Origin of the sequence: Arthrobacter sp. A2-55, assembly GCF_025548615.1 — a bacterium.
GTDB classification, from domain to species: domain Bacteria; phylum Actinomycetota; class Actinomycetes; order Actinomycetales; family Micrococcaceae; genus Specibacter; species Specibacter silviterrae.
Genome location: NZ_JAJLOZ010000032.1, coordinates 1 through 26,844, shown reverse-complemented (window position 1 = coordinate 26,844; position 26,844 = coordinate 1). Strand labels below are relative to the sequence as shown.

Annotated in this window: 17 protein-coding genes and 1 tRNA gene; 5 read left to right on the top strand and 13 right to left on the bottom strand. The window is 68.1% G+C overall.

The features are described 5' to 3' along the window. Positions 1-10: 10 nt before the first annotated feature. From LPN03_RS10610 to LPN03_RS10595, 4 genes are read right to left on the bottom strand one after another with little or no spacing between them, the layout of a single operon-like run. On the bottom strand, positions 11-886 hold the full coding sequence (locus LPN03_RS10610) for a crotonase/enoyl-CoA hydratase family protein (protein WP_262454218.1): 876 nt from the start codon (positions 884-886) through the stop codon (positions 11-13). Further along, complete coding sequence (locus LPN03_RS10605; protein ID WP_262454217.1) at positions 886-3,054, bottom strand: 3-hydroxyacyl-CoA dehydrogenase NAD-binding domain-containing protein; 2,169 nt, start codon at positions 3,052-3,054, stop codon at positions 886-888. Before LPN03_RS10605 ends, LPN03_RS10610 begins: the two co-directional genes overlap by 1 nt. A 4-nt stretch (positions 3,055-3,058) precedes the next feature. Then, positions 3,059-4,282, bottom strand: a complete 1,224-nt coding sequence (locus LPN03_RS10600; RefSeq protein ID WP_165181930.1) for an acetyl-CoA C-acetyltransferase — start codon at positions 4,280-4,282, stop codon at positions 3,059-3,061. A gap of 43 nt (positions 4,283-4,325) precedes the next feature. After that, the gene (locus LPN03_RS10595) at positions 4,326-5,483 is read right to left on the bottom strand and encodes an acyl-CoA dehydrogenase family protein (RefSeq protein ID WP_262454216.1); all 1,158 of its coding nucleotides are present in this window, start codon (positions 5,481-5,483) and stop codon (positions 4,326-4,328) included. A gap of 70 nt (positions 5,484-5,553) precedes the next feature. On the opposite strand from LPN03_RS10595, the gene LPN03_RS10590 reads away from it, so the two are divergent. Both LPN03_RS10590 and LPN03_RS10585 read left to right on the top strand, forming a co-directional pair. Continuing rightward, the gene (locus tag LPN03_RS10590; protein ID WP_165181934.1) at positions 5,554-6,405 is read left to right on the top strand and encodes an enoyl-CoA hydratase-related protein; all 852 of its coding nucleotides are present in this window, start codon (positions 5,554-5,556) and stop codon (positions 6,403-6,405) included. Then, the gene (locus LPN03_RS10585; RefSeq protein WP_262454215.1) at positions 6,402-7,073 is read left to right on the top strand and encodes a TetR/AcrR family transcriptional regulator; all 672 of its coding nucleotides are present in this window, start codon (positions 6,402-6,404) and stop codon (positions 7,071-7,073) included. The genes LPN03_RS10590 and LPN03_RS10585 overlap by 4 nt, the downstream gene beginning before the upstream one ends. A gap of 356 nt (positions 7,074-7,429) precedes the next feature. Here LPN03_RS10585 and LPN03_RS10580 read toward each other — a convergent pair whose 3' ends face one another. From LPN03_RS10580 to LPN03_RS10565, 4 genes are all read right to left on the bottom strand, one after another. After that, positions 7,430-8,320 carry an SDR family oxidoreductase gene (locus tag LPN03_RS10580; RefSeq protein ID WP_262454214.1) on the bottom strand — a complete coding sequence of 297 codons (891 nt, stop codon included), beginning with the start codon at positions 8,318-8,320 and terminating at the stop codon, positions 7,430-7,432. Positions 8,321-8,468: 148 nt separating this feature from the next. Further along, positions 8,469-8,542: transfer RNA gene (locus LPN03_RS10575), tRNA-Met, on the bottom strand. 141 nt (positions 8,543-8,683) lie between these two features. Beyond that, positions 8,684-11,713 carry a UPF0182 family protein gene (locus LPN03_RS10570; RefSeq protein WP_262454213.1) on the bottom strand — a complete coding sequence of 1,010 codons (3,030 nt, stop codon included), beginning with the start codon at positions 11,711-11,713 and terminating at the stop codon, positions 8,684-8,686. 116 nt (positions 11,714-11,829) lie between these two features. Beyond that, positions 11,830-12,933, bottom strand: coding sequence for a PDZ domain-containing protein (locus LPN03_RS10565; protein ID WP_262454212.1), 1,104 nt, complete (start codon positions 12,931-12,933; stop codon positions 11,830-11,832). Positions 12,934-13,176: 243 nt separating this feature from the next. Between LPN03_RS10565 and LPN03_RS10560 the strand changes: the two genes are divergently transcribed. After that, positions 13,177-14,577: a zinc-dependent metalloprotease gene (locus LPN03_RS10560; protein WP_262454211.1), complete on the top strand. Its 1,401-nt coding sequence runs from the start codon at positions 13,177-13,179 to the stop codon at positions 14,575-14,577. 5 nt (positions 14,578-14,582) lie between these two features. Here the strand turns inward: LPN03_RS10560 and LPN03_RS10555 are convergent, their stop codons facing one another. After that, positions 14,583-15,374 carry a M48 family metallopeptidase gene (locus tag LPN03_RS10555; protein WP_165181942.1) on the bottom strand — a complete coding sequence of 264 codons (792 nt, stop codon included), beginning with the start codon at positions 15,372-15,374 and terminating at the stop codon, positions 14,583-14,585. 167 nt (positions 15,375-15,541) lie between these two features. Between LPN03_RS10555 and LPN03_RS10550 the strand changes: the two genes are divergently transcribed. Beyond that, positions 15,542-16,645 (top strand): ThiF family adenylyltransferase, encoded by a 1,104-nt coding sequence (locus LPN03_RS10550; RefSeq protein WP_262454210.1) that lies wholly within the window; start codon positions 15,542-15,544, stop codon positions 16,643-16,645. Here the strand turns inward: LPN03_RS10550 and LPN03_RS10545 are convergent. Then, on the bottom strand, positions 16,606-18,753 hold the full coding sequence (locus LPN03_RS10545) for an ATP-dependent DNA helicase UvrD2 (RefSeq protein ID WP_262454209.1): 2,148 nt from the start codon (positions 18,751-18,753) through the stop codon (positions 16,606-16,608). The genes LPN03_RS10550 and LPN03_RS10545 overlap by 40 nt on opposite strands. After that, complete coding sequence (gene nudC / locus LPN03_RS10540) at positions 18,750-19,757, bottom strand: NAD(+) diphosphatase (protein ID WP_262454208.1); 1,008 nt, start codon at positions 19,755-19,757, stop codon at positions 18,750-18,752. Before nudC ends, LPN03_RS10545 begins: the two co-directional genes overlap by 4 nt. Positions 19,758-19,913: 156 nt before the next feature. Here nudC and LPN03_RS10535 point away from each other — a divergent pair, with 156 nt between their 5' ends. Beyond that, entirely contained in the window at positions 19,914-21,170 is a 1,257-nt protein-coding gene (locus tag LPN03_RS10535) for a phosphotransferase (RefSeq protein ID WP_262454207.1), read from the top strand. A 46-nt stretch (positions 21,171-21,216) separates the two neighbouring features. On the opposite strand, the gene LPN03_RS10530 is transcribed toward LPN03_RS10535, so the two are convergent. Beyond that, entirely contained in the window at positions 21,217-24,720 is a 3,504-nt protein-coding gene (locus LPN03_RS10530; protein WP_262454206.1) for an ATP-dependent helicase, read from the bottom strand. After that, positions 24,717-26,844: UrvD/REP family ATP-dependent DNA helicase (locus LPN03_RS10525; protein WP_262454205.1), on the bottom strand; the 2,128-nt coding region annotated here is incomplete at its 5' end. The genes LPN03_RS10525 and LPN03_RS10530, both read right to left, overlap by 4 nt.

The following is a 26,844-nucleotide window of genomic DNA, read 5'->3' as shown; positions in this document are numbered from 1 at the left end:
ACGCCGGCCCTCACCTTCCCCGGAATTCGGCAGGCCTGCGTTCCCCGAGGGCCGCAACGGCCTCCGCGAGGTCCCCGCTGTGGAGGAACGCCGAGTTCCACAGGGCCACGTGGCGCAGCCCGCGGGCAATGCGCTCCTCCCGTTCCTCGTTGAGCACGGCCTTCGTGCCGGCCACTGCCAGCGGCGAATTGGCGGCCATCTCAGCGGCCATTTCCAGCGCGGCCGACAGCAAGGAATCCGGGTCTGGGTGGACATCGTTGACCAGGCCGATTTTCTCCGCACGCTGCGCCGAAATGTCCTTGCCCGTCAGTGCCAGCTCGCGCAGCTGGCCTTCGCCGATGATGCCGCGCAGGCGCTGCAGGCTGCCGACGTCGGCCACGATGGCAAGCCGTGCCTCCCGGACGCTGAACTTCGCCTCCGCCGAGGCAAGGCGCACATCCGCGGCGCTGATGAGGTCCACCCCGCCCCCGATGCACCAGCCGGAGACCGCCGCGATGACGGGCTTGCGGCAGGCCGCGACGGAGGTGACGCCGTCCTGCAATTGGCCTATGAGCCGCAGCAACTCGGACCGGACGGCCGCCGTGGGGCCGGTTTCGGCATTGAGCTTCAGCAGCCACGGGCCCAACACCTCCTGCACGTCGAGCCCCACGCTGAAGTGCTTCCCCGTGCCGGCGAGGACCACTGCGCGGACGAAGTGGTCGGCGTCGAGCGCGGCGAACAGCAGGGGCAGTTCGGCCCAAAAGTCCAGGCCCATCATGTTGCCCCGGCCGGGCCCGCACAGCCGGACGACGGCGACACCCGGGGCGGGCCCCGCCTCCACGGTGAACGCCGTCCAGGCCTGGCCCATGGCACCACCGGCCACGGACGCTGCGGAACCGGCGGCCATCAGTACTTTTCCCCGCGCCCGGCCTTGGCCTCGAGCGAGTCCGGGGGCAGGAAACGGTCGCCGTACCGGGCGGCAAGCTCACGGGACCTGGCCACAAAACCGGCCAGGCCGCCCGCGTACCCGTTCATGAACTGGACCACCCCGCCGGTCCAGCCGGGGAAGCCGATGCCCAGGAGGGAGCCGATGTTGGCGTCCTCCACGCTGCGCAGCACCCCCTCGTCCAGGCACTTGACGGTTTCCAGGGCCTCGGCAAAAAGCATGCGCTCTTTCATGTCCTCGAAGGGGATTTCCGCCGTGCCGCCCCAGTTTTCCGCCAGGCCTTCCCAGAGCCCGGTGCGGTGGTCGCCGTCGTAGTTGTAGAAGCCGGCACCGCCCAGCTTGCCCTTGCGCCCAAATTCCCCGATCATCCGGTCCAGAAGCTCGTAGGCGGGGTGGGGCTGGTACTTTTGCACGCCGCCGTCGTGCTCCAGGCCTGCCTTGGTTTCCTTCTGGATCTTCGACATGAGGGTCAGGTTCAGCTCGTCGGCCAGCTGCAGCGGCGGGGCCGGATACCCGGCCTGCGCACCGGCCTGTTCCACGGAGACCGCGGAAATGCCCTCGCCCACCATGGCGATGGCCTCGTTCAGGAACGTTCCGATCACGCGGGAGGTGAAGAAGCCGCGGGAATCGTTGACCACAATGGGCGTCTTGTGGATCTGTTGGGCAATGTCGAAGGCGCGCGCCAGCGTCTCGTCGGAGGTGTTTTTGCCGGCGATGATTTCCAGCAGCGGCATCTTGTCCACGGGCGAAAAGAAGTGCAGGCCGATGAAGTGGGGCTGGTCCCGGACGCCGCCGGCCAGTTGGGTGATGGGCAGCGTGGACGTGTTGGAGCCGAGCACGGCGCCTTCGGCCACCAGGTCCTGGATCTCCTGGAAGGCCTGTTGCTTGACGTCCACGTTCTCAAACACGGCCTCGATGACCAGGTCCGCACCCGCCGTGTCCGACGCATTCGCCGTAGGGGTGATCCTCGCCAGCAATTCATCGGCTTCGGCCTGCGTGGACTTGCCGCGGGACACCGCCTTGGCGGTCAGCGTCCGCGAGTGCTCCCTGCCGCGCTCCGCCGCCTGCAGCGAGATGTCCTTGAGCACCACCTCCATGCCGCCGCGGGCGCACACATAGGCGATGCCGGCCCCCATCATGCCAGCTCCGAGGACGGCCACCTTCCTGGCGGTGTATTTCCCAAATCCTTGCGGGCGGCTGCCGCCGGCCTTGATGTGCGCCATGTCGAAGAAAAACGCCTTGATCATGTTGGTGGAGACCTGGCCGGCCACCACCTCCACGAAGTAGCGCGACTCAATTTCCAGGGCCGTGTCGATGTCCACCTGGGTGCTTTCGACGGCGGCCGCCAGGATGGCCCGCGGGGCCGGGTAGTTGGCGCCCTTGAGCTGCTTGCGCAAGTTTGCCGGGAAGGACGGCAGGATGGCGGCAAAGCCGGGGCTGGCCGGGGTGCCGCCGGGAATCCTGTACTTGGGCTGGTCATAGGGCTGGACGGCGTCCGGGTGCGCGGCAATCCAGGCCTTGGCGGCGGGGATGAGCTCCTCCACGGTGTCCACCACCTCATCCACCAGTCCAATGGCCTGGGCGTCGCGGGGCTTGTACCGCTGGCCCTGCAGCAGCACCTTCATGGCGGCGTCGGCCACGCCCATGAGGCGGACGGTGCGGACAATTCCGCCGCCGCCGGGCAGCAGGCCCAGGGTGACTTCGGGCAGGCCGATCACCGAGCCGCGGGTGTCCGCCGCAATCCTGTGGTGGGCGGCCAGGGCAATTTCCAGGCCGCCGCCCAGCGCTGCGCCGTTGATGGCGGCCACCACGGGGCGGCCCAGTGTTTCCAGCGCGCGCAGCGGGGCCTTGATGGCCTGGCCGAGGTCGAAGATCCGCTGGGCGTCCCCGGGCCCTGCCGCAATGAGGTCGTTGAGGTCCCCTCCGGCGAAGAATGTCTTCTTGGCGGAGGTGAGGATGACGCCGGTGATGGAGTCCTTTTCGGCCGTGAGCCGGGCCACGGCGGCCTGCATGGACGCCGAGTAGGCGTCATTCATGGTGTTCGCCGACTGGTCCGGGTCGTCCATGGTGAGGATGACCACCCCGTCGGCGTCCCGGTCCCAGCGGATGGTGTTCTTGGTGTCAGTCACGTTTTTAGACCCTCTCAATCAAGGTTGCCACGCCCATGCCGCCGCCTATGCACAAGGTCAGGACGGCGCGGCGGGCATTGCGCCTTTCCAGCTCGTCCACCATGGTGCCCAGGATCATGGCGCCTGTGGCTCCCAGGGGGTGCCCCATGGCAATGGCGCCGCCGTTGACATTGAGTTTGTCGTCCGGGATGCCCAGGTCCTTTTGGAACTTAAGCACGACGGCGGCGAAGGCCTCGTTGATCTCGAACAGGTCAATGTCGTCCACCGTCAGCCCGGCCGTTTTCAGCAGCTTCCGGGTGGCAGGGGTGGGGCCGGTAAGCATGATGGTGGGGTCGGCACCGGACGTTGCGGTTGCCACAATCCGGGCCCGGGGCACCAGCCCCAGCCGCTCCCCCATGTCGGCGCTGCCCACCAGGACCAGGGCGGCGCCGTCGACAATGCCCGACGAGTTTGCCGCCGTGTGGACATGGTTGATGCGCTCCACGGTGTGGAACTTCTGGAGGGCCACGGCGTCGAAACCGCCGGCGTCGCCCATGCCCGCGAAGGAGGGCTTCAGGGCCGCCAGGGACTCCACCGTGGAGTCCGGGCGCATGTGCTCGTCATGGTCCAGCACCACCAGGCCGTTGCGGTCGCGGACCGGGATGACGGAATTGGCGAAGCGGCCCTCCCGCCAGGCCGCTGCCGCCAGCTGCTGCGAACGCACCGCGTAGCTGTCCACGTCCGTTCGGCTGAAGCCCTCGATCGTGGCAATGAGGTCGGCACCCACGCCCTGGGGCACAAAGTAGGTGTCGAAGTTGGTGGCGGGGTCCATAGCCCAGGCGCCGCCGTCGGACCCTATGGGCACGCGGGACATGGACTCCACGCCCCCGGCAATGATGAGGTGGTCCCAGCCGGAAAGGACCTTTTGGGCCGCGGTGTTCACCGCCTCCAGCCCGGACGCGCAAAAGCGGTTGATCTGCATGCCGGCCACGGTGTCCGGCATGCCGGCGGCCAGCGCGGCCGTGCGGGCAATGACGGCGCCCTGGTCCCCCACCGGGGAGACGACGCCCAGGATGAGGTCGTCAATGAGGTTTTCATCCAGCCCGGGGTGGCGCCTGCGGAGCTCGTTGATCAGGCCCACCACCAGGTCCACGGGCTTGGTGCCGTGCAGTGATCCCTTCTTGCCGCGGCCGCGCGGGGTCCTGATGGCGTCATAGACAAATGCTTGTGTGTTTCCTTGTGGGCTCACCTTGGGCCAGGTCCTTCCAATCGGTTTCAAGCGTTGTGGGTTTTTAGAGCGAACGGGCAATGAGTTCCTTCATGACCTCGTTGGCCCCGGCCAGCACGCGCAGCACCCTGTTGTCGGCATACATGCCGGCGATCGGGTATTCCATGCAGTAGCCGTAGCCGCCAAAGAGCTGCTGGCAGCGGTCCACCACCTCCCCCGTCCTGTCGGTGATCCAGTACTTGGCCATGGAGGCGGTGGCGGCGTCGAGCCCGCCAGCGACGTGCCGGGTGATGCAGTCGTCCAGGAAGACGCGGTTGACCCGGTTGATGGTGGCGCATTCGGCCAGTTCAAAGCGGGTGTTTTGCAGTTCAAAGAGCGGCTTGCCAAACGCCTCGCGGCCCTTGGTGTACTCGAGCGTGGCGGCGAGTGCGGCCTCCGCGATGCCCTGGGCCATGATGGCGGTGATGAGCCGTTCCTGCGGCAGCTGGTTCATGAGCTGGTAGAAGCCCTGTCCCTCGGTCCCGCCCAGTATGTTCGCGGCCGGGATGCGCAGTCCGTCAAAGAACAGCTCCGAGGTGTCCTGCCCCTTCAGCCCGATCTTGGCCAGGTTGCGGCCCCTTGTGAAGCCGGGGGTTTCATCGCCCACCTCTGCCACCAGGAGGGATACGCCCTTGGCGCCCTGGCTGGTGTCCGTCTTGACGGCAATCACCACCAGGTCGCACAGCTGGCCGTTGGAGATGAAGATTTTGGAACCGTTCACCACGTAGTGGTCCCCGTCGAGGCGTGCCCGCGTGGTGATCCCCTGCAGGTCGGAGCCGGCGCCGGGCTCGGTCATGGCAATGGAGCCGATCCATTCGCCGCTGCACAGCTTGGGCAGCCAGCGCAGCTTCTGCTCCTCGGTGGCGTAGGCCAGCAGGTAGTGGGCCACAATGCCCTCGCTGACGGCAAAGCCCAGGGAGCCCGCTCCGGCTGCGGTCTGCTCCTGCAGCAAAAGTGCCAGGTTGGCAAAGGTGCCGCCTCCGCCACCATATTCCTCAGGGATGCTCATGCCGCACAGGCCCAGCTCCCCCGCCCGCGCATACAGTTCCCGGTCCGGGTGGCCCTGGGCCTGGAATTTTTCTTCCAGCGGCGCCACTTCCTTGATGAAATAGTCCTGCAGCAGCGCGGCAACGTCGCGCAAATCCTCATCGATCCATGGCGCGGAATAAGTACTTGTTGACATACTGCCAATAGTGCTTAACTATTGACAGCGTGTCAATGGCACGCCGGGGTTAATCGGGAAAGTGATGATCATGAGCACGTACACCGCCATCAAATGCACGTTCGACGCCGGGGTTGCCACGGTGTCGCTGAACCGGCCCGGGGCCCGCAACGGCTACACGCCCACCATGGCCCATGAACTGGAGCGCGCCTTGAAGGCGGCCGACGCCGACCCCGCCGTCCGCGTGGTGGTCCTCACCAGCGAAGGGCCGGACTTTTCCGTGGGCGCCGACCTCAGCGGCGGCGGCTTCGACCTGGTCCCGGAGGGAGTGGACCCCGAATCGTGGCAGGAGCCGGCGGGGCGTTGTTCCAAAACCATTTATGGCATGGACAAACCCGTCATCGCGGCCCTGCGCGGGGTGGCCGTGGGGGGCGGCATCACCATCACCCTGTCCTGTGACTTCCGCCTGGCCTCCACCGACTCCCGCTTTTCCTTCCCGTTCAGCCGTCGCGGCATCTTTCCCGAAGGTGCTTCGGTGTGGTACCTGCCGCGACTGGTGGGCATGACGCGCGCTGCGGACTGGATGTTGACGGGCCGCCTCTTTGGCGCGCAGGAAGCGCTCGACGCCGGTTTGGTCACCTCCGTCCACGAACCGGACCAGGTGCTGGAGGCGGCGCATGCCCTGGCCCGAGACCTCATCGCCAACACGTCCGCGGTCTCCACTGCCGTGATCCGGCAAATGCTCAACCGGCTCAGCGGAATGGAATCGCCCTACCCCGCCCATGCGGTGGACTCACGACTCATCGCCGGGCTGGGATCCAACCCCGACGCCGCGGAGGGAGTGGCCTCCTTCCTGGAAAAACGGGCACCGCGGTTCCCCCTGGCCGTTCCGGCCGACCTCCCGCCGTGGCTGCCCTGGCGCTCCGCAGGGACCACGCCGTGAACGCGGCCCCCGTGCGGCTCCGCCCCGACCCGGAGACCGAGGTGCCCGGCGTCGAACTTTCCGGTGGCGGGACGGGCCCCCGGCGGCAGCGCCTGGCCCCCGACCAGCGGCGCCAGCAAATTTTTGCCTGCGCCCAGCGGCTGTTCAACGACCGGCCGTATGAGGACGTGTCGGCGACGGACATTGCGGCCGCTGCCGGGGTGGCCCGGGGGCTGGTGAACCACTATTTCGGCAACAAGCGCGGGCTGTACCTGGAGGTGGTGCGGCTGAACTCCACGGTCCCCGAAATGGCCGTGGCCGGGCTGCCGGAGGGAAGCTTGGACCAGCGGATCGACGCCTCAGTGCACTGGTTCCTGGAGGCGCTGGAGCGCACAGGCGGCACGTGGCTGGCGCTGGGCTCCGGCGGCATGGGCCGGGATCCGGACCTGGAACGCATCCTGGTGGAGGCGGAAAACGACTCCGTGGAGCGGCTGTTGGAGGCCATGGGGCTGGCCGGACGCCACACGGGGCAGGAGGAGGTGCGCGCCATGATGCGGGTCTATGCCCAGCTGGCGCGCAGCGCCGCCCGCGAGTGGCTGCTGCGCAAGACGCTGACCCGGGCCCAGGCGCACGCGCTGCTGTCGAGCACCCTGCGCGTCATAGTGAAGGAAGCCATCCCGGCCATCTAACCCCGACGCTCCATCACCTTTCGGGGCCTCCCAGCCGACGCTCCATCACTTTATGCGGTCTCCCGGCCGACGCTCCATCACCTTTCGGGGTCCCCCGGCCGACGCTCCATCACTTTATGCGGTCTCCCGGCCGACGCTCCATCACCTTATGCGGTCTCCCGGCCGACGCTCCATCACCTTTCGGGGCCTCCCAGCCGACGCTCCATCAGCTTCCGGCACGAATTCTGCGACTCGGCACCACTAAGTGCAGACGCGTCGGGGGAAAGACCACATAACGTGACCGAGCGTCACGGGAAAGACCACATGACGTGACCGAGCGTCGGGGGAAAGACCACATAACGTGATGGAGCGTCGGGTTAGGGGTTCAGGTACAAGTCGGGCATGAGCTCCTCGGACGGGTCCACCGCGTACTGGCTGAAGTCTTCCATGCCACGTTCCCGCAGCACGTCCTCGTCGATGAGCACCTGCCCCGTCAGCTCCCGTGCCGGCGTGGTGAGGATGGCGTGGGCGGCATCCGCCACAATCTCCGGCGTGCGCGAGCGCCGCACCATCTCCGCCCCGCCCAGAATGTTGGCTACGGCTGCCGTGGCGATCGTGGTGCGCGGCCACAGCGCGTTGGCGGCCACCCCCTGGCCGGCGAATTCGGCGGCGAACGCCAACGTGCACAGCGTCATGCCGTACTTGGCCAGCGTGTAGGCCGGGTGGCTGCCCAGCCACTGGGGTGCAAGGTTCAGCGGCGGGCTCAGCGTGAGGATGTGCGGATTCCCGGCGTGCAGCAGGTGCGGCAGCGCGGCCCGCGTCAGCATGTACGTCCCCCTCACATTGACGTCCTGCATGAGGTCGTAGCGCTTGGGCGTCAGCTCAAGGGTGCCCGCCAGCGTGAGCACGCTGGCGTTATTAAGCACGACGTCGATGCCCCCAAAGGCGCTCACCGCCCCTTCCACGGCGCGCGAGACGGCTTCGTCGCTGCGCACGTCCCCCACGACGGCCAGCACCCTGCCGCCGGCCGCTTCAATGGCGGCGGCAGCCGTGTGGATGGTGCCTTCCAGCCGCGGGTCAGGCTTGTCCGTCTTGGCCAGGAGGACCACATTGGCCCCGTCCCGGGCGGCGCGCAGCGCGATCGCCAGGCCGATCCCACGGGACCCTCCCGACATCAGGATTGTCTTCCCGGCCAGGCTGGCAGCACCTGTGCCTGGGCCTGCGTCTGGGCCTGCGTCTGTGCCTGCTTCATGGTCCGTCGCTGCCATGGCTCCTCCTCGTGGTCCCGTGAGGCCACTGTACGGCGCCAGCCATGCGGGCAACAGTCCCTGTGGGAAAGTCTGCGTGGGAAAGTCGGGGCCCGGAGTTAAACTGGAAAGTTCCCGGTCCGAGGACCGGGAACTTTCCATATTTTCGTTGCGGGGACAGGATTTGAACCTGTGACCTCCGGGTTATGAGCCCGGCGAGCTACCGAACTGCTCCACCCCGCGATGTGGTCTCAACTTTACGCCGGGGCGCCCCTGCCGCCAAATTTGCGCCACGTGACGTTCGTCTCCCGTTCATCCGGCGGCCAAGTAAAGCTGGCAGGGCACCCCTTCAGGGATGCCCTGCCAGCCGTGTGGGTCCGTCGCCTACGGCGTCGGGGTTGCCTTGGCGCTGGGACTGGCCGTGGCGCCGGGGCTGGCGCTCGGCGTCGTGCCTGTCTTGGCGGCCGCACCCTCCGCGGCGATGGCCGCCTGGAGTGCGGCGTCCAGGGCCTTCTGTGCCACGCCGTAGGCGGCAAAGTCGCCCTTGGTCAGGGCCGTCTGGCTGTCCTTCATCGCCTGGCTGGCATCATTGAGCGCCTTGGTCAGTGCCGGGTTTGAACCCGTGGCCCCGCCGGTGCCGCCCGAAACGGAGCTGCCCGCCGCAGACTTGTCCTTCTGGACATTCGCGTCACCCGCCTGCGCACCCGAGTCGCCCTGGAACAGCTGGTCAAGCGCCTGGTTGAGCGTGGCGGCGTACCCAATCTTGTTGCCGAAGGCGACCAGTACGCGCTGCAGCGTCGGGTAGGACGTGGAGCCGGTGGACTGGACGTACACGGGCTGGACGTACAGCAGGCCGCCGCCCATGGGCAGCGTGAGCAGGTTGCCGTTCTTGATGTCGGACTGTCCCAGCTTGAGCAGGTTCAACTGCTCCGAAACGGTGGGGTCCGACTGGAAGGTGTTTTGCACCTGACCCGGTCCGGGCACCTGGGTGTCCGGCGGGAGTTCGAGCAGTTGCAGCTTGCCATAGTCGGGGCTCTTGACACCCTTGACATTGCCGGCGTCGCCATTGGCGGCCATGAAGCCGTACAGGATGTTCCGGGATTCGGTGCCCGACACCACCTGCGGGATGAAGTCGGTGGTCAGGGAGAACGCAGTCTTTTGCTGGCCGGGCATCTTCAGGGACAGGTAGTAGGGCGGCTGCTTGTCCACGGCCGCCGTGGTGGGATCATCCGGCACGCTCCACGCGTACGTGTTGTTGTAGAACGTCTTCGGATCGGTCACGTGGTAGCGGCCCAGGAGCTCGCGCTGGACCTTGAACAGGTCCTCCGGATAGCGAACGTGGGACATGACGTCCGCGGACATGTCCGTCAGCGGCTTGACCGTGGTGGGGAAGATGTTTTCCCACGACTTCAGGATGGGGTCCTCGGTGTCCCAGGCGTACAGCTGCACCGAACCGTCATAGGCGTCAACCGTGGCCTTGACCGAGTTGCGGATGTAGTTGACGGACGTGTTGGGCAGGGCGCCCACGCCGTTCGCGGTGGTCAGTGAGTCGGTGGTGGCGTCCTGGAGCTGCTGCTGCTGCGAATACGGGTAGTAGGAGCTGGTGGTGTAGCCATCCACGATCCACTTGATCCGCCCGTCGACGACGGCGGGGTACGGGTTGCCGTCGATGGTCAGGTACGGGGCCACCTTGGACACGCGCTGTTCCGGGGTGCGGTCGTAGAGGATCTGCGACTTGCTGTTGACCCCGTTGGTCAGCAGCAGGTCGGAGGACTGGAACTTCAGGGCGTACATGAGCCGGTTGAACCAGTTGCCCACGCTGGGGCCGCCGTTGCCGGTGAAGGTGGTCATGGACTCCCCGGCCGTGCCGGTGGTGTCGGTGGAGGTGGTGCTGGAACCCTGGGGGCGGTCCAGTTCCACGTGGGTGGCGCCTTCGGGCGCGCCAACAATGGAGTAGTCCGTCATGGACTGGCCAAAGTAGGTGCGCGGCTGGTAGCTGGTGTCCGTGCCGAGCACGCCCGTCGAGGGGACGCCGGATTGCATGAACACCGGCTTGCCGTCGGAGGTGACGGTGTTGCCGTAGGCGGCCACCACGCCATAGCCGTGCGTGTAGACCAGGTGCTGGTTGTACCAGGTCTGCTGGCCGGGGTTGATGCCTGCCGGGTTGAGTTCACGCACGGCAATGACGGCGTCCTGAACCTTGCCGTCAATGGTGTACCTGTCCACATTGAGCGTCTTGGGGAACTCGTAGTACGGCCGGTACTGTTCCAGCTGTGCAAATGTTGAGGAGATCAGGTTGGGGTCCAGCAGCCGGATGTTCGCTGCGGTGTCGGCGTCCTTGCGCAGGGCCCCGGCAGTCGCCGTCGTCGTCGCGTTGTAGGGGGTCACCGTCATGTCGGAAAGGCCGTAGGCCTGCCTTGTCATGTCGATGTTGCGGCCGATGTAGGTGGCTTCCACGTCGCCCTCGGAAGGCTTGACCTGCCATTGCTGGATGGCGTAGGGGTAGATCCCGCCGGCCACGATGGCCGTGACCACCAGCATCCCGGTGCCGATGAGGGGAAGCTTCCACCGGCCCATGAACGCGGCCACGACGAACAGGATCGCCACGATGATGGCGGCTGCAGCCAGGATGGACTTGGTGGGGATGACGGCGTGCACGTCAGTGAACATGGCGCCGGCACGGTAGCCACCGTTGTCTTGGAGGGTGGCGTAGCGGTCCAGCCAGAAGTTGATGCCCAGCAGCAGCAGGAACACGGCGGCTATGACTGCCATGTGGATCTGCGCCTGGCGGGAGGTGAAGATGCCCCGCTCGGTCAGCCGGACGGCACCGTAGAGGTAGTGCGTGAGGAGGCCGGCAATGAAGGAAACGACGGCGACACTGATGAACAGCCCGATCAGCAGGCCCAGGAACGGCAGGGTGTTCGTGTAGAAGCTGATGTCCAGGTGGAATTGCGGGTCGGTGCTCCCGAACGGCACCCGGTACAGGAACAGCAGCACCTTCTCCCACTGCGCCATGGCGGCGGTGCCGGCGAACAGCCCAAACACCACAGGCACGCCCACCATCACCACGCGGCGGATGGGTTCCAGCTGCACCTGGTAGCGGTTGAGGTTGTCGTCGCGGGCGTTGTCCGGGGCATAAATGGGGCGGGCCCGGTACGCAACGCGGATGGAGAAGTACACGGCAACGGCCATGACCAGGAAGGCTGCGAGGAAAATGATCAGCTTGGCCAGGCGCTCTCGCCAAAACACGGTGCTGTAGCCCAGCTGGTCAAACCAGAGGAAGTCCGTGTAGACGCCGGCGAAAATCACCAGGCCAATGACCAGCGCTGCCACCACGATGATGGTGGGCAGGAGGGCACTGCGGCGTCTGGGCCTGGCGGAACTGCTCGGGGACGGTGCTGGGCGGGATGTCACTCTTACCTCTGCTTACTGGTGGTGATTCGACGGTGGTGCCGGGCGGTCCTTGCGCAATCCGGCCACACTGGTGCCACGAATGGCGGCGCGGCCGGGTTCCGCATGATGCTCAATTGTTACTTGCATGTGGGCAGGCTGGATCCGTCCTTGCCGGAGCCAATGGCAGAAACAGCGTCATATGCTTCCTTCAGGGTAGCGACTTTGATGACCTGAAGCCCGTTGGGGACGTGGCCCACCACGTCGGTGCAGTTTGCGGCAGGTGCCAGGAAGTAGTCGGCACCGCTGTTGCGGGCGCCCACCATTTTTTGCGCAATGCCCCCAATGGCGCCCACATTGCCCGTGTTGTCAATGGTTCCCGTGCCGGCAAAATGCCGCCCGCCCGTCAGTTCACCCGGTGTCAGGGTGTCCATGATGCCGAGGGCAAACATCATGCCGGCGCTGGGGCCGCCAATGTTGCTCAGCGAAATTTTCACGTCGAACGGAAAGGTGAACTTGTTTTGCAGGGCAATCCCGAGGAGGTATTTTCCGTCCGTGCCTTTGCGGGGCGTGACCGTGACGGACTTGGCAGCCCCGCCGCGCAATACGTCCACCGTGACGGGGGCGCCCTGGCCGGCAGCCAGCACGCCCTGGATGGTGGTTAGCGCAGAGGCGGGCTTGCCGCCAATGGAGACCAGGACGTCGTCGGGCTTGAGGATGCCGGCGGAGGCGCCGTCGGCCGGCACGGAGGCCACGGCCAGCACAGTCTTGTAGCCGATGTTCAGCGCGGTCAGGGCCGCGGCCGTGGCGTTTTCCTGGGAGCCGGTCATGGCCGCGGTGTTTTCACTGTTGACAGCCTGCTGGCTGACGCCGGGCGCATAAATGAGCTCCTCGGGGTAAATCGAGTCCGAGGGGTTGAGCCAGGCAGCGAGGACCTCGAAAAGGTTCACCTGGCTCCCGGGCAGCCCGCCGGTGAGGTGCACCGTGGTCAGGTCAAGGCTGCCTGTGTGGGCCGGGAAGCTGTCGTGGCCCGCAACGCTGATGACTGGCTGGTTGTCCACCTTGCCGATCGTGTTGATGGCCGGGCCGGGCGATTCAACCACGTAGGGAACCGGTATGGCCAGGGCCGCAACGGCCAGCACCAGGGCCACCACGCCGGAGACCGCCATGAGCGGCAGCCGCCTGTCGCGGGTCCCTGTGCGGGGTGCGGCGGCGGGCCGGTCCTCCTGGTTCTGCTGGCTCAATTCTTTGTACCTTTCCAGGCTGCGCGGCGGTGGGCCCTGTGCCGCCGGGCGGCGAACACCATCCACCAGCCTACTGTGTCAGCCCGTGTCCGGGCTGTGAATGCACCGGGAACAGGCGCCCGGTTTTGTGGCGGTTTGGGGCACCTTTGCCTGTAGCGAACAGGACTGACCCGCGGGGAGACAAGCGTGCACGGCGGCGGTAACGTGAACCTCATCAGCATCCCCTGCAACGATCGGGCCATCATGTCACCCACACCAGCAAACAACGACGACGACGACACGCCGAAGGATCCGCTGTCCGAAATGCTGGCCAATCTGCTGGGTGGACAGGGCATGGAGGGCTTTGATGCTGCCGAACTGGCCAAGGCTGCCGGCCTGCCGTCGGACCCCAAGGTCCTGGCCCAAATGTTCTCCCAGGTCCAGGCCATGATGAGCGGATCCTCCGACACCCCCGTCAACTGGGACCTGGCCCGGGACGCCGCCAGGAAGGCGGCCGCCGGCGATGACCCGTCCGTGACACCGGCCCAGTCCCGTGAGGTGGATGAGGCGCTCCGGCTGGCCGAAATGTGGCTGGATCCGTTCACCGAGTTGGCCGCCACGGCGATCATCGGCAAGGCCTGGTCCCGCGCGGAATGGGTGGAGGAAACCCTCGGCACCTGGCAGCGCCTCACCGAGCCCGTGGCCAACAGCATTGCGTTCGCCATTTCCACCGCCATGAATGAGCAGCTCCCCGAGGAAATGAAGTCCATGATGGGCGGTGCGGCCTCCATGATGCAAAACATGGGAGGGGCCCTGTTCGGCCTGCAGCTCGGTGCTGCCGTGGGTGCGCTGGCCAAGGAAGTGGTGGGCTCCACCGACATCGGCATTCCGCTGGCGGACCTGCAAATGGCGCTGCTGCCGGCAAATGTGAAGGCGTTTGGCGAAGGGCTGGAAGTTCCCGAGCAGGAAATCCGCCTGTTCCTGGCCCTGCGCGAGGCCGCACATGCGCGGCTGTTTGTGCAGGTGCCGTGGCTGCGCGGGCACCTGCTGGGCGCGATTGAGTCCTACGCCCGCGGCATCCACATCGACATGTCCCGCATCGAGGACCTGGCCCACAACCTGGACCCTTCCAACCCTGAGGCAATGCAGGCCGCCCTGTCCGAAGGCGTCTTCATGCCGGCCCGCACGCCGGAACAGGAAGCCGCCCTGTCCAAGCTGGAAACGGCCCTGGCACTGGTGGAGGGCTGGGTGGATGAAGTCACCTTCGCCGCGGCCGCGAACCTGCCTGCCGCGGCGGCCATCCGCGAGACCATCCGCCGGCGCCGGGCCACCGGCGGCCCCGCCGAGCACGCGTTCGGCTCCCTGGTGGGCCTGGAGCTGCGCCCGCGGCGCCTGCGCGAGGCTGCGGCGCTGTGGTCCTCCCTCAAGGAACAGCGCGGCATTGCCGGGCGCGACGCCATCTGGGCGCACCCCGACCTGCTGCCCACCTCCGCGGACCTGGATGACGCTGCAGGCTTCAGCGCCCGCCGCTCCGCCTCGGATGCGTCCGAGTCCGACGTTGACGCGGCCCTGGCGAAGCTCCTGGACGGCGGCTTTGACGAAGTCCCCCCGGAAGAGACCCCTGAAGGGCCTGAGCACCCGGAAGGGCCTGAGACGGGCCAGTAACTGCCTCAGAACAGTTCGGCGGCCCACTGCTCCCCGGAGCCCGGTCCGCCGGCGTCCCCGTCGACGCCGTCCCCCTGGTCCCCCGGTGATTCCCCGTCACCGGGGGATTCGTCGTCCAGGTCGCCGGCCATGCCCTGGATGTTGCGCGCCGAGGCAAAGGAAGCCCCCTCCAAAAATGCCTTGGCGCGCTCCAGGTGGGGGTAGCCGGCAAGCTCCGCCCAAAAGGCTGCGCTGTGGTTGGGGTGGATCAGGTGGGACAGCTCGTGCAGCAAGACATAGTCCAGGACCCATTCGGGCATTCCCTGCACATGGTGTGAAATGCGGATGGTCCGGCGTGCGTGGGTGCACGAGCCCCACCGGCCGTTTTGGTTGCGCACCCACCGCACGGAATCCGGCTCGGCCCGCGAACCCAGGTACCGCGCCGACAGCAGCCGGCACCGCTGCATCAGCGCGTCATCGCTGGCGGGCGCAGCACGACGCCGGCCCCCGGCCCTGGCGCGCGTGTCGGCATCCAGGCGGGAGACCATGTGGGGCACCCAGTAGTCCTCATCCTCCAGGGTCATGCGCGCCGGCACGGCGATGACGGCCCGGCCCGCTTCCCAAAACGCGGCGATGCCTGTTTTGCGACGGCGGGTGCGCCTCACCACCACCGGGGCACCGTTCGCTGCACGGTGCGCGGAGATGGAATCGCCGAGCGGCCCCGGCGTTCCCCTGCCCAAGGGCGCACGGCGGGGCTCGGGCCGCTGCTGGCCGGGCTGCGGCGGACGGTTGGAGGCCGGAAGGATTTGTGCTGCCATGCATCGACCGTACAACGCCGGCGGCAGCGCCATCGAACGGAAAAGCCAAATTGTGGACAACTGCCGCCTGTGGATAACTTCGGGCAGGATTACCGGTCCCGTGCCAAAATCAAGGCAGCATCCCTGCCCGGGTCGCGGGCAGGGAGCCAGTGCTGCAGGAGGCCGACATGACAACCATCAACCCCGGGCTTCGGGTGGTCCGCCGCGGAGCCCACAGCATCCAAATCGGGGTGGGGGCCGGGGGCACCGTCATTGACGGGCTGCAGCCGGACGACCTGCTTTTCATTGACGCACTTCGCCGTGGCATCCCTGACGGCCAGGTGGCGGGCTGCGCCGAGTCCCTGGGCTTGACCCAGGGGCGGGCGCAGGAAATCCTGGCAACCCTGAACGGGATGCTCTTTGGGGACGCAGACCTGGCGGTGCACGGTTTTCGTGCCGAACGGCTCGAGCCGGAACGCTCGGCCATGCTGGGCCTGTACCGGACACCCAGCCGGACGTACATCGACAGGCGGGAACACGGCGTCGTGCATGTCATGGGGCTGGGCCGCACGGGGGCGGCGCTGGCCCGGGCGCTGGTCAGTGCCGGGGTGGGCACCATCCTGCTGGAGGATGACCAAACAGTCACCGCAGTGGATGTCAGCCCGGGATCGTTCAGGTTGGCGGACATCGGGCTTGCCCGTTCAGCCGCGGTGCGCCGCCACCTGCTGCGGGAGGATCCCAGCTGCCACGCCCACGTGCTGCACGACGGCGGCTCCGGCGGGCCGGACGCCCGGTGCCTGGACTTGGCCGTGGTGGTGGCCCACGACGCCGTCAGCGCTGAAACGGCCGCCCGGTTCATGAGCACTGACCGTCCCCACCTCTTTGTGTTGGTCCGCGAGCAGGACGGCACGGTGGGGCCGCTGGTGCTGCCCGGCGAAACGGCGTGCGCGGAATGTGTGGAGCGCCACCGCGGCGCGGGCGATCCCCTGTGGCACGAGGTCTGCGAGCAGCTCGCCGCGGGCAGTGCCGGGCCGGCAGCGCCGGAAGGGCGGCGGCCACGCACGGAATTGCTGGAGGGGGCAGCGCTGGCCACCGCCCTGGCGGGCACGGCGGCGGCCCAGGTCCTCCTGTTTCTGGATGCCGTGAACCAGCCCGGTGCCTGGTCGTCCGTCATGACGTTCCATCCGGCCAATGGGCGGTGGAGCAGGCAGGAGTACCCGGCCCACCCGGACTGCGGCTGCCAGCTGCAGCGTCAGGCGCTGGCCACGATTTCCAGCACGGCCTCGCCGTAGCGCTCCAGCTTGGAGGGCCCCACGCCGGGCAGGGCTGCCAGCTCCGCCAGGTCCTTCGGGGCGGCCTCGGCAATGGCCATCAGCGTGGCGTCCGTGAAGACCACAAAGGCAGGTACCTCCGCCGAGGTGGCCTCCCCCAGCCGCCAGGCACGCAATTCCTCGAAGACTGCCTCGTCATAGCCGGCGGGGCAGGTGGAACAGCGGCCGATCTTTCGCTCGGCGCCGGTGGTGAGCACCTTGCCGCACACCCGGCACACGGACGGGGCTGCCGTCTTGCGCGCCTTCCGGGTGGTCGCCATCCGTGGCCCGGCTGCCGTCCCTGCCGCCGAGCCGGGCCGGAGCCCGTCCAGGAACCGCGACGGCCGGCGGTTGGCCCGCCCGCCCGGCGTGCGGGCCGTGGACCAGGAAAAGTTCAGAAACTCGCGGGCCCGGGTGATGCCCACATAGAGCAGGCGCCGCTCTTCATCCACGGTTTCCGCGGTGTCGGCAAAAGAGATGGGCATGAGGCCCTCGCTCAGCCCCACCAGAAAAACGGCGTCCCACTCCAGACCTTTCGCGGAGTGCAGGGACGCCAGCGTCACGCCCTGGACGGTGGGGGCGTGCTGGGCTGACGCCCGTTCCTGGAGCTCGGCCACCAGGTCCACCACGGTGAATGCGTGTTCAGGCGTGCTGCGTGAGGCGACGAGGTCGTCGGCGAGGGCCACCAGCGCCGCGAGGGACTCCCAGCGTTCACGCACGGCCCCCCCGGACTTCGGCGCCTCGGCCTGCCAGCCGAGGTTGGCCAGGATGTCGCGGACCAGCTGGCCCAGGGGCTCATCTTCCGCCGAGCGCGAGGCTGCCCGCAACTGCAAAATGGCGTCGCGGACCTCCTTGCGGGCAAAGAAGCGTTCCCCGCCGCGCAGCTGGTAGCCGACCCCGGCGGCTGCCAGGGCGCGCTCGTAGGCTTCCGACTGCCCGTTGGTGCGAAACAGCACGGCAATTTCGCTGGCCTGGGTGCCATGGTCAATGAGGATCTTGATGCGCCCGGCCACGGCTGCCGCTTCGGCCTCATCGTCGCTGCATTCCAGGAACTCCGGCAACGGCCCGGACGCCCGCTGCGCCCTGAGTTCCAGCGGCGCGGACCAGAGGGCGTCCGCGGCCAGTCCGCCGCTGCGCCGGCTCTTGAGCAGCGTGTTCGCCAGGCCCACCACTTGAGGCGTGGAGCGGTAGTCACGGACCAGCTTCACCACGTTGGCCTTGGGATAGCGTGCCGGGAAGTCCAGCAGGTGCCTGGGCGTGGCTCCCGTAAAGGAGTAGATGGTCTGGCTGGCGTCGCCCACCACGCACAGCTCGTCGCGCCCGCCCAGCCACAGGTCAAGCATGCGCTGCTGCAGGGGCGACACGTCCTGGTACTCGTCGACAACAAAGTGCCTGTACTGCTCACGGACGGTTGCCGCCACCCGGGGGTCCTCCTGCAGGATTCCGACGGTGATGAGCAGGACATCTTCAAAGTCAATGAGGTTCCGGTCCGCCTTCACATCCTCATAGGACTGGAACAGCCGGCCCATGGCCAGCTTGTCCAGTCCGCCGGGTTCACCCCGGTCCTCCGCCTTGCCCACGTAGGTTTCGGGGGTCAGCATGGAGACCTTGGCCCATTCCACCTCGGCTGCCAGGTCACGGATGGCGGCCCTGTCGGTGGGCAGGTGCAGGCGCCGTGCGGCTTCGGCAATGACCTGGGCCTTGTGTTCGAGCAGCCCGGGCAGCTGGCCGCCCACAGCGTGGGGCCAGAAATACTGCAGCTGCCGCAGGGCGGCGGCGTGGAAGGTGCGGGCCTGGACGGTTCCCACGCCAAGGTCGCGCAGCCGGGTGCGCATTTCCGCTGCCGCCCTGGCCGTGAAAGTGACGGCCAGGAGCCTGTTGGGGTTGTAGACGCCGGTGTGGACGCCGTAGGCGATGCGGTGCGTTATGGCGCGGGTCTTGCCGGTTCCGGCACCTGCCAGGACGCAGAGGGGCCCTGCCAGCGTGGTGGCGACGGCGCGCTGTTCATCGTCCAGCCCGGCCAGGATGCGTTCTTCCGCCGTGCGTTCGTCCATGACCGGAAGGCCTGCCTGCCGGGGGTCGTACGTCATGCCCGCCCGCCTGCGGGGGCGTGTCCGGTGGCCCCGGGTTCCACGGATGCCGCATCTTCCCGGTCCGGGCCTTCCCCGGGTTCCAGGATGGTTCCGCCGTACCAGTGTTCAATGAGGGCCCGGGCAATGGAGAGGCGCCGGGAGATGATGGCCTCCCCGCTCAGCACGGCTGCCTGCAGTTCGGCGCGGCTGAACCAGCGCGCCTCCCGCACCTCCGTCCCGTCCGGAATGGCCAGGGTGTCATCGGTGTAGGCAACAAAGCCGAGCATGAGGGACCGCGGAAACGGCCAGGCCTGGGACCCGGCATAGTGGGTGGTGTGCAGGTGGACGCCCACTTCTTCGGCAATTTCCCGGACGGCACCCTGTTCGGCACTTTCACCTGCTTCAATGAAGCCGGCCACGGTGGAGTACCTGTTGGGTTCCCAGGCAAAATTGCTGGCCAGCAGGATTCGCCCGTCCGCACCAACAACGGCCACGATGGCCGCAGGATCGGTCCGCGGGAAGTGTTCGGAGCCGTCCTCCGTGCAGCGGCGCATCCAGCCCGCGTGTTCCGGGATGGTGGGCGCGCCGCAGCGCGGGCAAAAACGGTGGCTGCCGTGCCAGTTCGCCACGGCCTGCGCCTGAATGAAAATGGCCGCATCCGTTTCACCCAGCGTGTCACCCACGTCCCTGTATCCCGAGAAAAAGGTGCCGGCAGGCACCCAAGGCAACTCACCGGCGTCGTCCGGGACAACCTTCAGGACAAGGTGGGTTCCGGCCGGCAGCGGTCCGGAATCTATGGTTTGGCCGAGGTAGACGGTCACAGTCCCGGCCGGCAGGCGGCCGGCCACCCCGGCGGGCTCCAGAAAGGCCAGGCCGCCGGACACCACGAGGGCACGGCCTCGGCGGAAAAGGACGATCCGGTGGTCCGGGCTGCCCTGCACCTGCTCCAGGTACCCGCTCTCGCTGCGTTGTTCACAGTTTCTTTCGAGCACGGCTGCGGGGGAAGGCAAGGCTTGGATCATGGTTCTACCGTACGCAGTCTGCCCCACTTTTTACATTCCGGGAAGGCTGCCTGTGGACAGCGGGTGGCGCAGGCCGCGCCGCCGACTTATCGCGACTCGCCGCCGCAAGCGCAGCCAGTTGCCAGCTTGGACCTTTACGGTGGAGGGGTGAGACGAATGAGTGCAATCGAATTGGCCGCTGTTGCCAGCGCGGCTGTGCCCGGCCTTAACGTCACGGCATTTGCCCCGGAGCCGGACGACGCCGCCGATTTCAGCTCCGCCTTGCTGGTGGACTCGGAAAACCGGCGCTGGCGGGTGCGCTCCCCCAAGCACGTAGAGGCCAGTGCCCGGCTGGAGACAGAACGCCAGGTGCTGCGCGCCTTTGCCCCCGGCATCCGGGCCGAGCTGCCGTTCCTGCTGCCCACTGTGGCGGGGACTGTGCGCCAGGGCGAACTGATCACCTTTGTGTACTCGCACATTGCCGGCAAGGCCGAGTCCGTGGAGGAGATGGCCTCCGGCGGCGCCGCGCTGGCCATGGAAATCGGGGCCGCGATCGCCGCGATCCACGACCTGCCGCAGGAACTGGTCACCAACGCCGACCTGCCCAGCTACACGGCCAATGAATTCCGCCAGCGCAAGCTCAATGAACTGGACCAGGCGGCCACCACGGGCAAGATCCCGCCGTCCCTGCTGCGCCGCTGGGAACATGCCATGGAAGACGTGGCCCTGTGGCGCTTCAATGCCTCGGTGGTCCACGGGGACCTGCACGAGGACAACATATTGCTCGAGGGCACGCAGGTCACGGCCGTCATGGGCTGGACCGACCTCCGCGTGGGCGATCCCGCCGACGACTTTGCGTGGCTGGTGGCCATTAACAACCCGGAGTTCGTGGACACCGTGGTGCAGGCCTATTCGGCGGCACGGCGCGAATCCCCTGACCCGCACCTGCTGCGCCGCGCCGCCCTGAGCGCCGAGTTTGCCCTGGCCCAGTGGCTGGTCAAGGGCTTTGCTGCCGATTCGGCCCGCATGGTGGCGGACGCCGAAGCCATGCTGGCAACCCTGGAGGCAGACATCAACGCCCACGGCGGCCAGCCCATCAGCACCGAGCCGTCGCCCGTGCCCGAGACGCCCGTGGCTCCCGTGCCCGAGTCCGGATCCGACGGGGAGGCGGTGCCGGGTTCCACTGCCGCCGCGGCCAGTGAAGCACCCACGGGGGCGATGCCCATTGTCGATGCCCCGGAGGCCGGGCCTAGCGAGTCCGAACCGGACGACGACGGCGGCCCCTCCGCCGTCGAATCGGAAAGTGGCGCTGCCGAACCGGCAGGGGACGACGTCCACGCGGTGGACGAGGGAATGCCAGCCGCCAGTTCCCCCGAGGACGTCGACACGACTGCGCTGAAAGTCATTCCCCTCAAGCCGGCCTCCAACAACTAGCCCGCCGACTCAAGGGTCTGGGTCACTGTGTTTTCCACGAAATAGCTCAACTGCCGGACGAGTACGCGTTGGTGACGATCGCCTCCAATTCCGCCTGCCCTGCCAAGTCCACAGGCCGGATCAGCTTGTCCTGCCCGACGTAGTAAAAGGCGGCCCTGACCTGTTCCAGCGGCACGCCCTTCAAGCGCGACCAGGCAAGCCGGTAGACGGCCAGCTGCACCCCGCGCACCGCCAGCTGCGCCTTGGACGGCACCATGCCGGTCTTCCAGTCGATGAGGTCCCAGCCGCCGTCGTCATCACGGAAGACGGCGTCAATGCGCCCGCGGACCACGACGTCGGCCACCCGGGTTTCGATGGGGACCTCCAGTTCCGCCGGGGTCCGGCCGGCCCAGGCAGAGTTCCTGAATGTCTCCTGCATGTCCGCCAGGCCGTAGGCCTCGTCAACGTAGGAGTCGGCCCCCGGGAGCTCGTCCAGGTCCAGCTGGCCCGTGGTGCCAAAGTATTCCTCGATCCAGGCGTGGAACGCCGTGCCCTTGCGGGCCGCCATCCCAGGTTTGGCGGGCACGGGCCGGCGCATGGCCCGGGTAACCTTCTCGGCATCCTCCCCCAAGGCCACCAGGCGCGAAGCCGAAATGTGCGGGGGCAGTTCCACCCGCAGCTGGTCCGATTCGGCCCCCTCCTGCGCCAGCAGCACGGACGCCTCCCGCCCCCACCGGGGGTTGGCGGAAAGAAACGCGGCGCCCCCCGGCTCGGAGGGGAGGTGGTGATCTCCAACCTCAACGAGGGCGGCGCGGACGGCAGCGGCCGACGCCTCGACGTTCTCGCGCCGGCCCGGCCGGGCGGCAACCCCGGGACGGCCCTCAATGACGGGCCCGTTCAGCGGGTCGTACGGCCACTGGGCGGACTCCTCCCCCGCGGCCACCGGGTTCTCAGCGCCGTCCTCCGGATCCTCCTCCCAGTGGACCACCTGGGCGGTTTGGGCGGCGCCGGTGCTGAGCGGGAGCAATTCGGCGAGGAACAGTGAGGGTTCAAGCGGCGCCTTCCCGATCCCCCACACGGTGGCGCTGCACATCAAAAAGTCCCGCGCCCGCGTGAACGCCACATAGGCCAGCCGGCGTTCCTCCTCCTCCGCATGCAGCTTCACGTCATCGGCAAACAGCTTCTCGTTCTCCATGAGGGTCTTCACGTCCGGCACGTTCACGTCCCAGGCGGGGAGGTCGTCCCGGTCCCCGCGCAGCGGCCACGGCAGCGACTTGGCCCCCGTGGTCCACCTGTCGGCCTTGGCGCTGGGGAACGCACCGGTGTTCATGCCCGGCACAAAAACCACATCCCATTCCAGCCCCTTCGACGCGTGCACCGTCAGCAGTTGCACCGCATCCGGATTCGTCTCCACGGCTGCCAGCTCCAGCCCGCCCTCCTCCGACTCGGCCGTTTCCAGCCAGGCAAGGAACGCCGCCAAGTCCACCCGTTCGGCGGCCTGCATGAAGCTGGCCGCGGCGTCGGCAAAGGCGTCCAGGTTGCGCCGCGCATGGTGGATGCTGGAGCCGGGCTTCGAGGCCAGTTCAATGTCCAGCAGCATGGTCCGCTCCACCACTCCCAGCAGGTTGCTGAGGTCGTCGCCCACAAAGGTGCGCAGGACGCGCAGCTCGTCGCGCAGCGCCAGCAGGCGGGTGCGCGCCGTGTCCGTCAGCGGCCGGGCGGAATCCGGCCAAAAGTCCGGGCTGAGGTAGTCCAGCGCCTCCACCAGGGATGCGGCATCGACGACGTCGGAGGTCACCACCCGCTCCTCCGCAGGCCCCGTGCCGTCCCCGGCAACGGCTTCGCTGTCCATTGCCGCACCACCAACTCCCTCCGCCTGGAGCGCTTGAGCATCAAAGGCCACGCCGGCCTTTGCCGCCCACTCCCGCCGCCGGGCCAGGTACCGGGACCAGTCGGCAAAGGCCATGAGGTCCGCCGGGCCAATCCGCCACCTCGCACCGGTCAGCAGCCGCATCAGGGCGTCGGAGCGGCCGGGGTCGGCAATGACGCGCAGGGTGGCCACGAGGTCCACAATTTCGGGCGTGGACATCAGCCCGCCCAGGCCCACAATCTCGTAGGGGATGCCGTGGGCGTCAAACACCGACTGGAAGGTGCCGAACTGGGCCCGGCGGCGGCACAGCACGGCCACGGTCATGGCGCCCTGGGCACCGCGGCGGGAGGTGAAGTCGCCCTTCCGCGAGAGCACCTCCGCGGCAATGGCCTCAGCCTCAGCCAGTGCCGTGTCAAAGCGGGCCAGCACCACCTCGCCGTCGGGCGCCTGGGGCTTTTCCCGCAGGGGCGAGACCACCACCTGCGGGCCGGCTGCGGCACGCTCCCCCGCCGTCAGCCCGGCGGCGAGCCGGGCATTGGCCTTGCGCACCTGGGCCGCGGCCAGCTCGGCGGACATGACATTGGCGGCAGCCAGGATGTGCGCCGAGTTGCGCCACGCAATGGTGAGCTCGGCTGTCGGCGCCCAGCCGCCGTCGTGCCTGCGGAAAATCTCCGGGAACCGGAACAGCTGGCCGGCGGAGGCTCCGCGGAAGCCGTAGATGGACTGGTGGGGGTCGCCCACGGCCGTGACGGGGTGGCCGCCGCCAAACAGCTGGGCAAAGAGCTGCAGCTGGGCGTGGGAGGTGTCCTGGAATTCGTCCAGCAGCACCACCTTGAATCGCTGGCGCTCCGTCTCCCCGGCATGCGGCACCTCGCCGGCAATCCGGGCCGCCAGTGCAACCAGGTCCCCGTAGTCCAGGGCGTTGCGACGGCGCTTGGCCTCCGCATAGCGCTGCACCAGGTCCACCACGGTGGCGCGGGTGCGCAGGATATCCAGCAGCCTGTTGGCGGCCAGCGTTCGGGGCTTGGCCGTCCCGTCAATGTAGGGCAGGGCCTCAAATTCAGCCACCCAAGCGTCCAGTTCCGCGCGCACGTCCGCGGGGTCCTGCAGGTGCTCGGCGCATTCGCCGGCCAGGTCCATGACGGACTGGATGAGCGTGGACTTGGCGGCCGTGAAGTGGGTGTGGCCGCCGTCGTGCGCCTCGACCACGTCGCTGGCCAGCTGCCAGGATTCGGCGGCACCGAGCACCACGGCGTCCCGTTCAATGCCCAGGCGCAGCCCGTAGTCGGTGACAATGCCGCTGGCGTAGGAGTGGTAGGTGGACACCTTTGGCTCCAGGGCGTCCAGGGCGGCCGCGGCCGGGGCAAGCTCGACGGCGCCGGAGCGGGCCAGGGTGCCGAGCTTGGCCAGCTGCCCGCGGATGCGCGAGGCAAGCTCGCCGGCGGCCTTGCGGGTGAAGGTTACGCCGAGGATTTCCTCCGGGCGCACCAGCCCGTTGGCCACCAGCCACACCACCCGGTCCGCCATGGTGGTGGTCTTGCCGGAGCCGGCCCCGGCGATGACCAGCAGCGGCTCCAGGGGCGAGCAGATGATGGCGGCCTGCTCCGCGGTGGGCGGGAACTGGCCCAGGAGCCCGGCGAGTTCTGCGGGGCTGAGCAGGCGGTCCAGGACGGCGGTGGGTTCGGGGGCCGCTTGGCTCATTCGGTGACCTGCTTTCCTTCGTGGCACAGCGGGCAGATGGACGGCAGGGGGCAGCCGCTGCGTTCGGTCCAGTCCGCCCCGTGGCGGGCCGGGAACGTGGCCCGGGCCATGAGCAGGGCCGCCTCCAGGACCTTGGGTGTGGCCCAGTCGTCAGGGCCGGCGGCCAGGGCGGCCTGGTCCTGGGTCTTGACGGATTTCGTGCCGTCGCCCAAGGGCAGCAGGGCGGCGCCACCTGCATGCGTGGACACAATGCCGGCCGATGCGGCGACGTCGGCAAACGCCCCTGCCAGCACGGCCGCCTGGTAGCTGCCCAGCTGCGGGTGGTGCTCAATTTCCGCCCCGGTGGGTTTTGTTTTGCCTGTTTTCAGGTCAATGACCACCAGGTTTCCGTCCGCATCCGCTTCCAGCCGGTCCACCTGTCCGCGGAGCCGCGCCGCCCTCTCCCCGCCGGGAATGTCCACCGAGAAGTCCATCTCCACGCCCAGGAGCCTCCGGCCCTGCTGGCGGGCATCAACCACGTATTGGGCCAGCTTGCGCAGCATTTCCTGCGCGCGCCCATAGTCGGCGTCGGCCTCCCAGGAGTCCCCCATGCCCAGGGACGGCCAGCGCTTTTCCAGCTCCGCCAAGTACTCATGCCCGGCACCTTCGGGAATGTGCTCGGCGATGGAGTGGATCAGCGTGCCCAGGCTCCGGGCGAAGTCGGTGGTGGCCTCGCCGCCGGCCGCCTTCACAAACCAGTTCAGCGGGGATTTCAGCACGGCTTCCACCTTGGACGGGGAGACGGTGACGGGTTCGCCGTCGGCCACAATGGGGGCCTGGGAGCTCAGCGGCAGCAGCCCCCACCAGTCCGACGGCGAGGCCCCGGGAACGTTCTCGGAGGCCAGCATGGCCAGGATCCGGGCGGATTCGGGCTCGGCATGCATTTCCGATTCCTGGCGCAGCTCCGCCACGAGCGAGCGCAGCGTCATGGGCCGCGGCACCTGTTCCACGGGGCGGACCGGGTACTGGGATTCGCCGCCGGAGTCCGTCACGGGCAGGTACGGGGCCGCAAGGTCCAGGAACTGCGACGGCTGGAGGTCGTGCCCCGAGGCCGCGGTGAGGATCAGCTGGCGCCCGGCACGGGAGATGGCGGCGGCGAAGCTGCGCAGCTCGTCATAGCGGATTTCTCGCAGCCGCGCGGCAGGGTCGACCTGCGCGGCCACGGCGGGGCCGCGCTCCAGCACGTCCACGAGGAACTGGCTGCCCAGCATTTCCCCGCGCAGCCGGGTGTTCGGCCACACGCCTTCCTGGAGCCCGGCCACAATCACCACCGGCCATTCGCGGCCGGCGGCACTGGCAGGGGTCAGGATTTCCACGGCGTCGCTCCGCTGGGCGCGGGCAGCCAGCGTGTCCATGGGCAGTTCCTGGTTGAGGAGGTAGTCCAGGAACTGCTGCGGGCTGGAGCCTGGCAGCTGGTCCACGTAGCGCTCCGCCGTCTGGAACAGGGCCATGACGGCGTCCAGGTCCCGGTCCGCCCGGATGCCCGTGGGCCCCCCGCGCAGCGCCTGCGATTCCCACGTCCCCGAACAGTCCGAGGCATCCCAGAGCGCCCACAGCACGGTTTCAGGATTCGCGCCGGGCTCCGCCACCGCATTCCGGCCCGCTGCGAGCATGGCGGCGATCCGGCCCGCGTTCTGGGCCTCCCAGCCCAGCGGGGCCAGTTTTTCTGCGTTGCCGAGGGCCTCGACGAGGAGTTCGTCGCTGGCCCGGCCGCCGCCGGAATGCAGCTCCTGTTGGCGCAGCGACTGGCGCAGGCGGCGCAGGTGCAGCGCCGTGGAACGGCCCAGGCGCGAGGTCAGCAGCGACACGGCCAGTTCCGCATCCAGCACGGAGGGGTCCAGCGCCACGCGGAAGGCCTCCAGCAGGGGACGCACGGCGGGCTCGTCGCGGACGGGGTTTTCGGCCACCGGCACCTTGACGGGAATGCCCAGCCCGCTGAGGTAGCGCTGCAGTTCCGCGAGCGCCGAGCCGGTGCGGACAATCACGGCGATCTCGCTGAGGCTGTGCCCGGCCAGGTGCTGCAGGTGCAGGATGCGTTCAGCCACCAGCCGCAGTTCGTGGACTTCGGAGGCCACCAGGTGGGCA

Excerpts from the sequence above, each read along its gene's own strand:
- LPN03_RS10535 (WP_262454207.1), top strand. The coding sequence starts at position 19,914 with ATGAGTGCAATCGAATTGGCCGCTGTTGCCAGCGCGGCTGTGCCCGGC.
- nudC (WP_262454208.1), bottom strand. The coding sequence starts at position 19,757 with ATGATCCAAGCCTTGCCTTCCCCCGCAGCCGTGCTCGAAAGAAACTGT.
- LPN03_RS10590 (WP_165181934.1), top strand. The coding sequence starts at position 5,554 with ATGAGCACGTACACCGCCATCAAATGCACGTTCGACGCCGGGGTTGCC.
- LPN03_RS10560 (WP_262454211.1), top strand. The coding sequence starts at position 13,177 with ATGTCACCCACACCAGCAAACAACGACGACGACGACACGCCGAAGGAT.
- LPN03_RS10545 (WP_262454209.1), bottom strand. The coding sequence starts at position 18,753 with ATGACGTACGACCCCCGGCAGGCAGGCCTTCCGGTCATGGACGAACGC.
- LPN03_RS10530 (WP_262454206.1), bottom strand. The coding sequence starts at position 24,720 with ATGAGCCAAGCGGCCCCCGAACCCACCGCCGTCCTGGACCGCCTGCTC.
- LPN03_RS10595 (WP_262454216.1), bottom strand. The coding sequence starts at position 5,483 with ATGTCAACAAGTACTTATTCCGCGCCATGGATCGATGAGGATTTGCGC.
- LPN03_RS10580 (WP_262454214.1), bottom strand. The coding sequence starts at position 8,320 with ATGGCAGCGACGGACCATGAAGCAGGCACAGACGCAGGCCCAGACGCA.
- LPN03_RS10610 (WP_262454218.1), bottom strand. The coding sequence starts at position 886 with ATGGCCGCCGGTTCCGCAGCGTCCGTGGCCGGTGGTGCCATGGGCCAG.
- LPN03_RS10550 (WP_262454210.1), top strand. The coding sequence starts at position 15,542 with ATGACAACCATCAACCCCGGGCTTCGGGTGGTCCGCCGCGGAGCCCAC.
- LPN03_RS10555 (WP_165181942.1), bottom strand. The coding sequence starts at position 15,374 with ATGGCAGCACAAATCCTTCCGGCCTCCAACCGTCCGCCGCAGCCCGGC.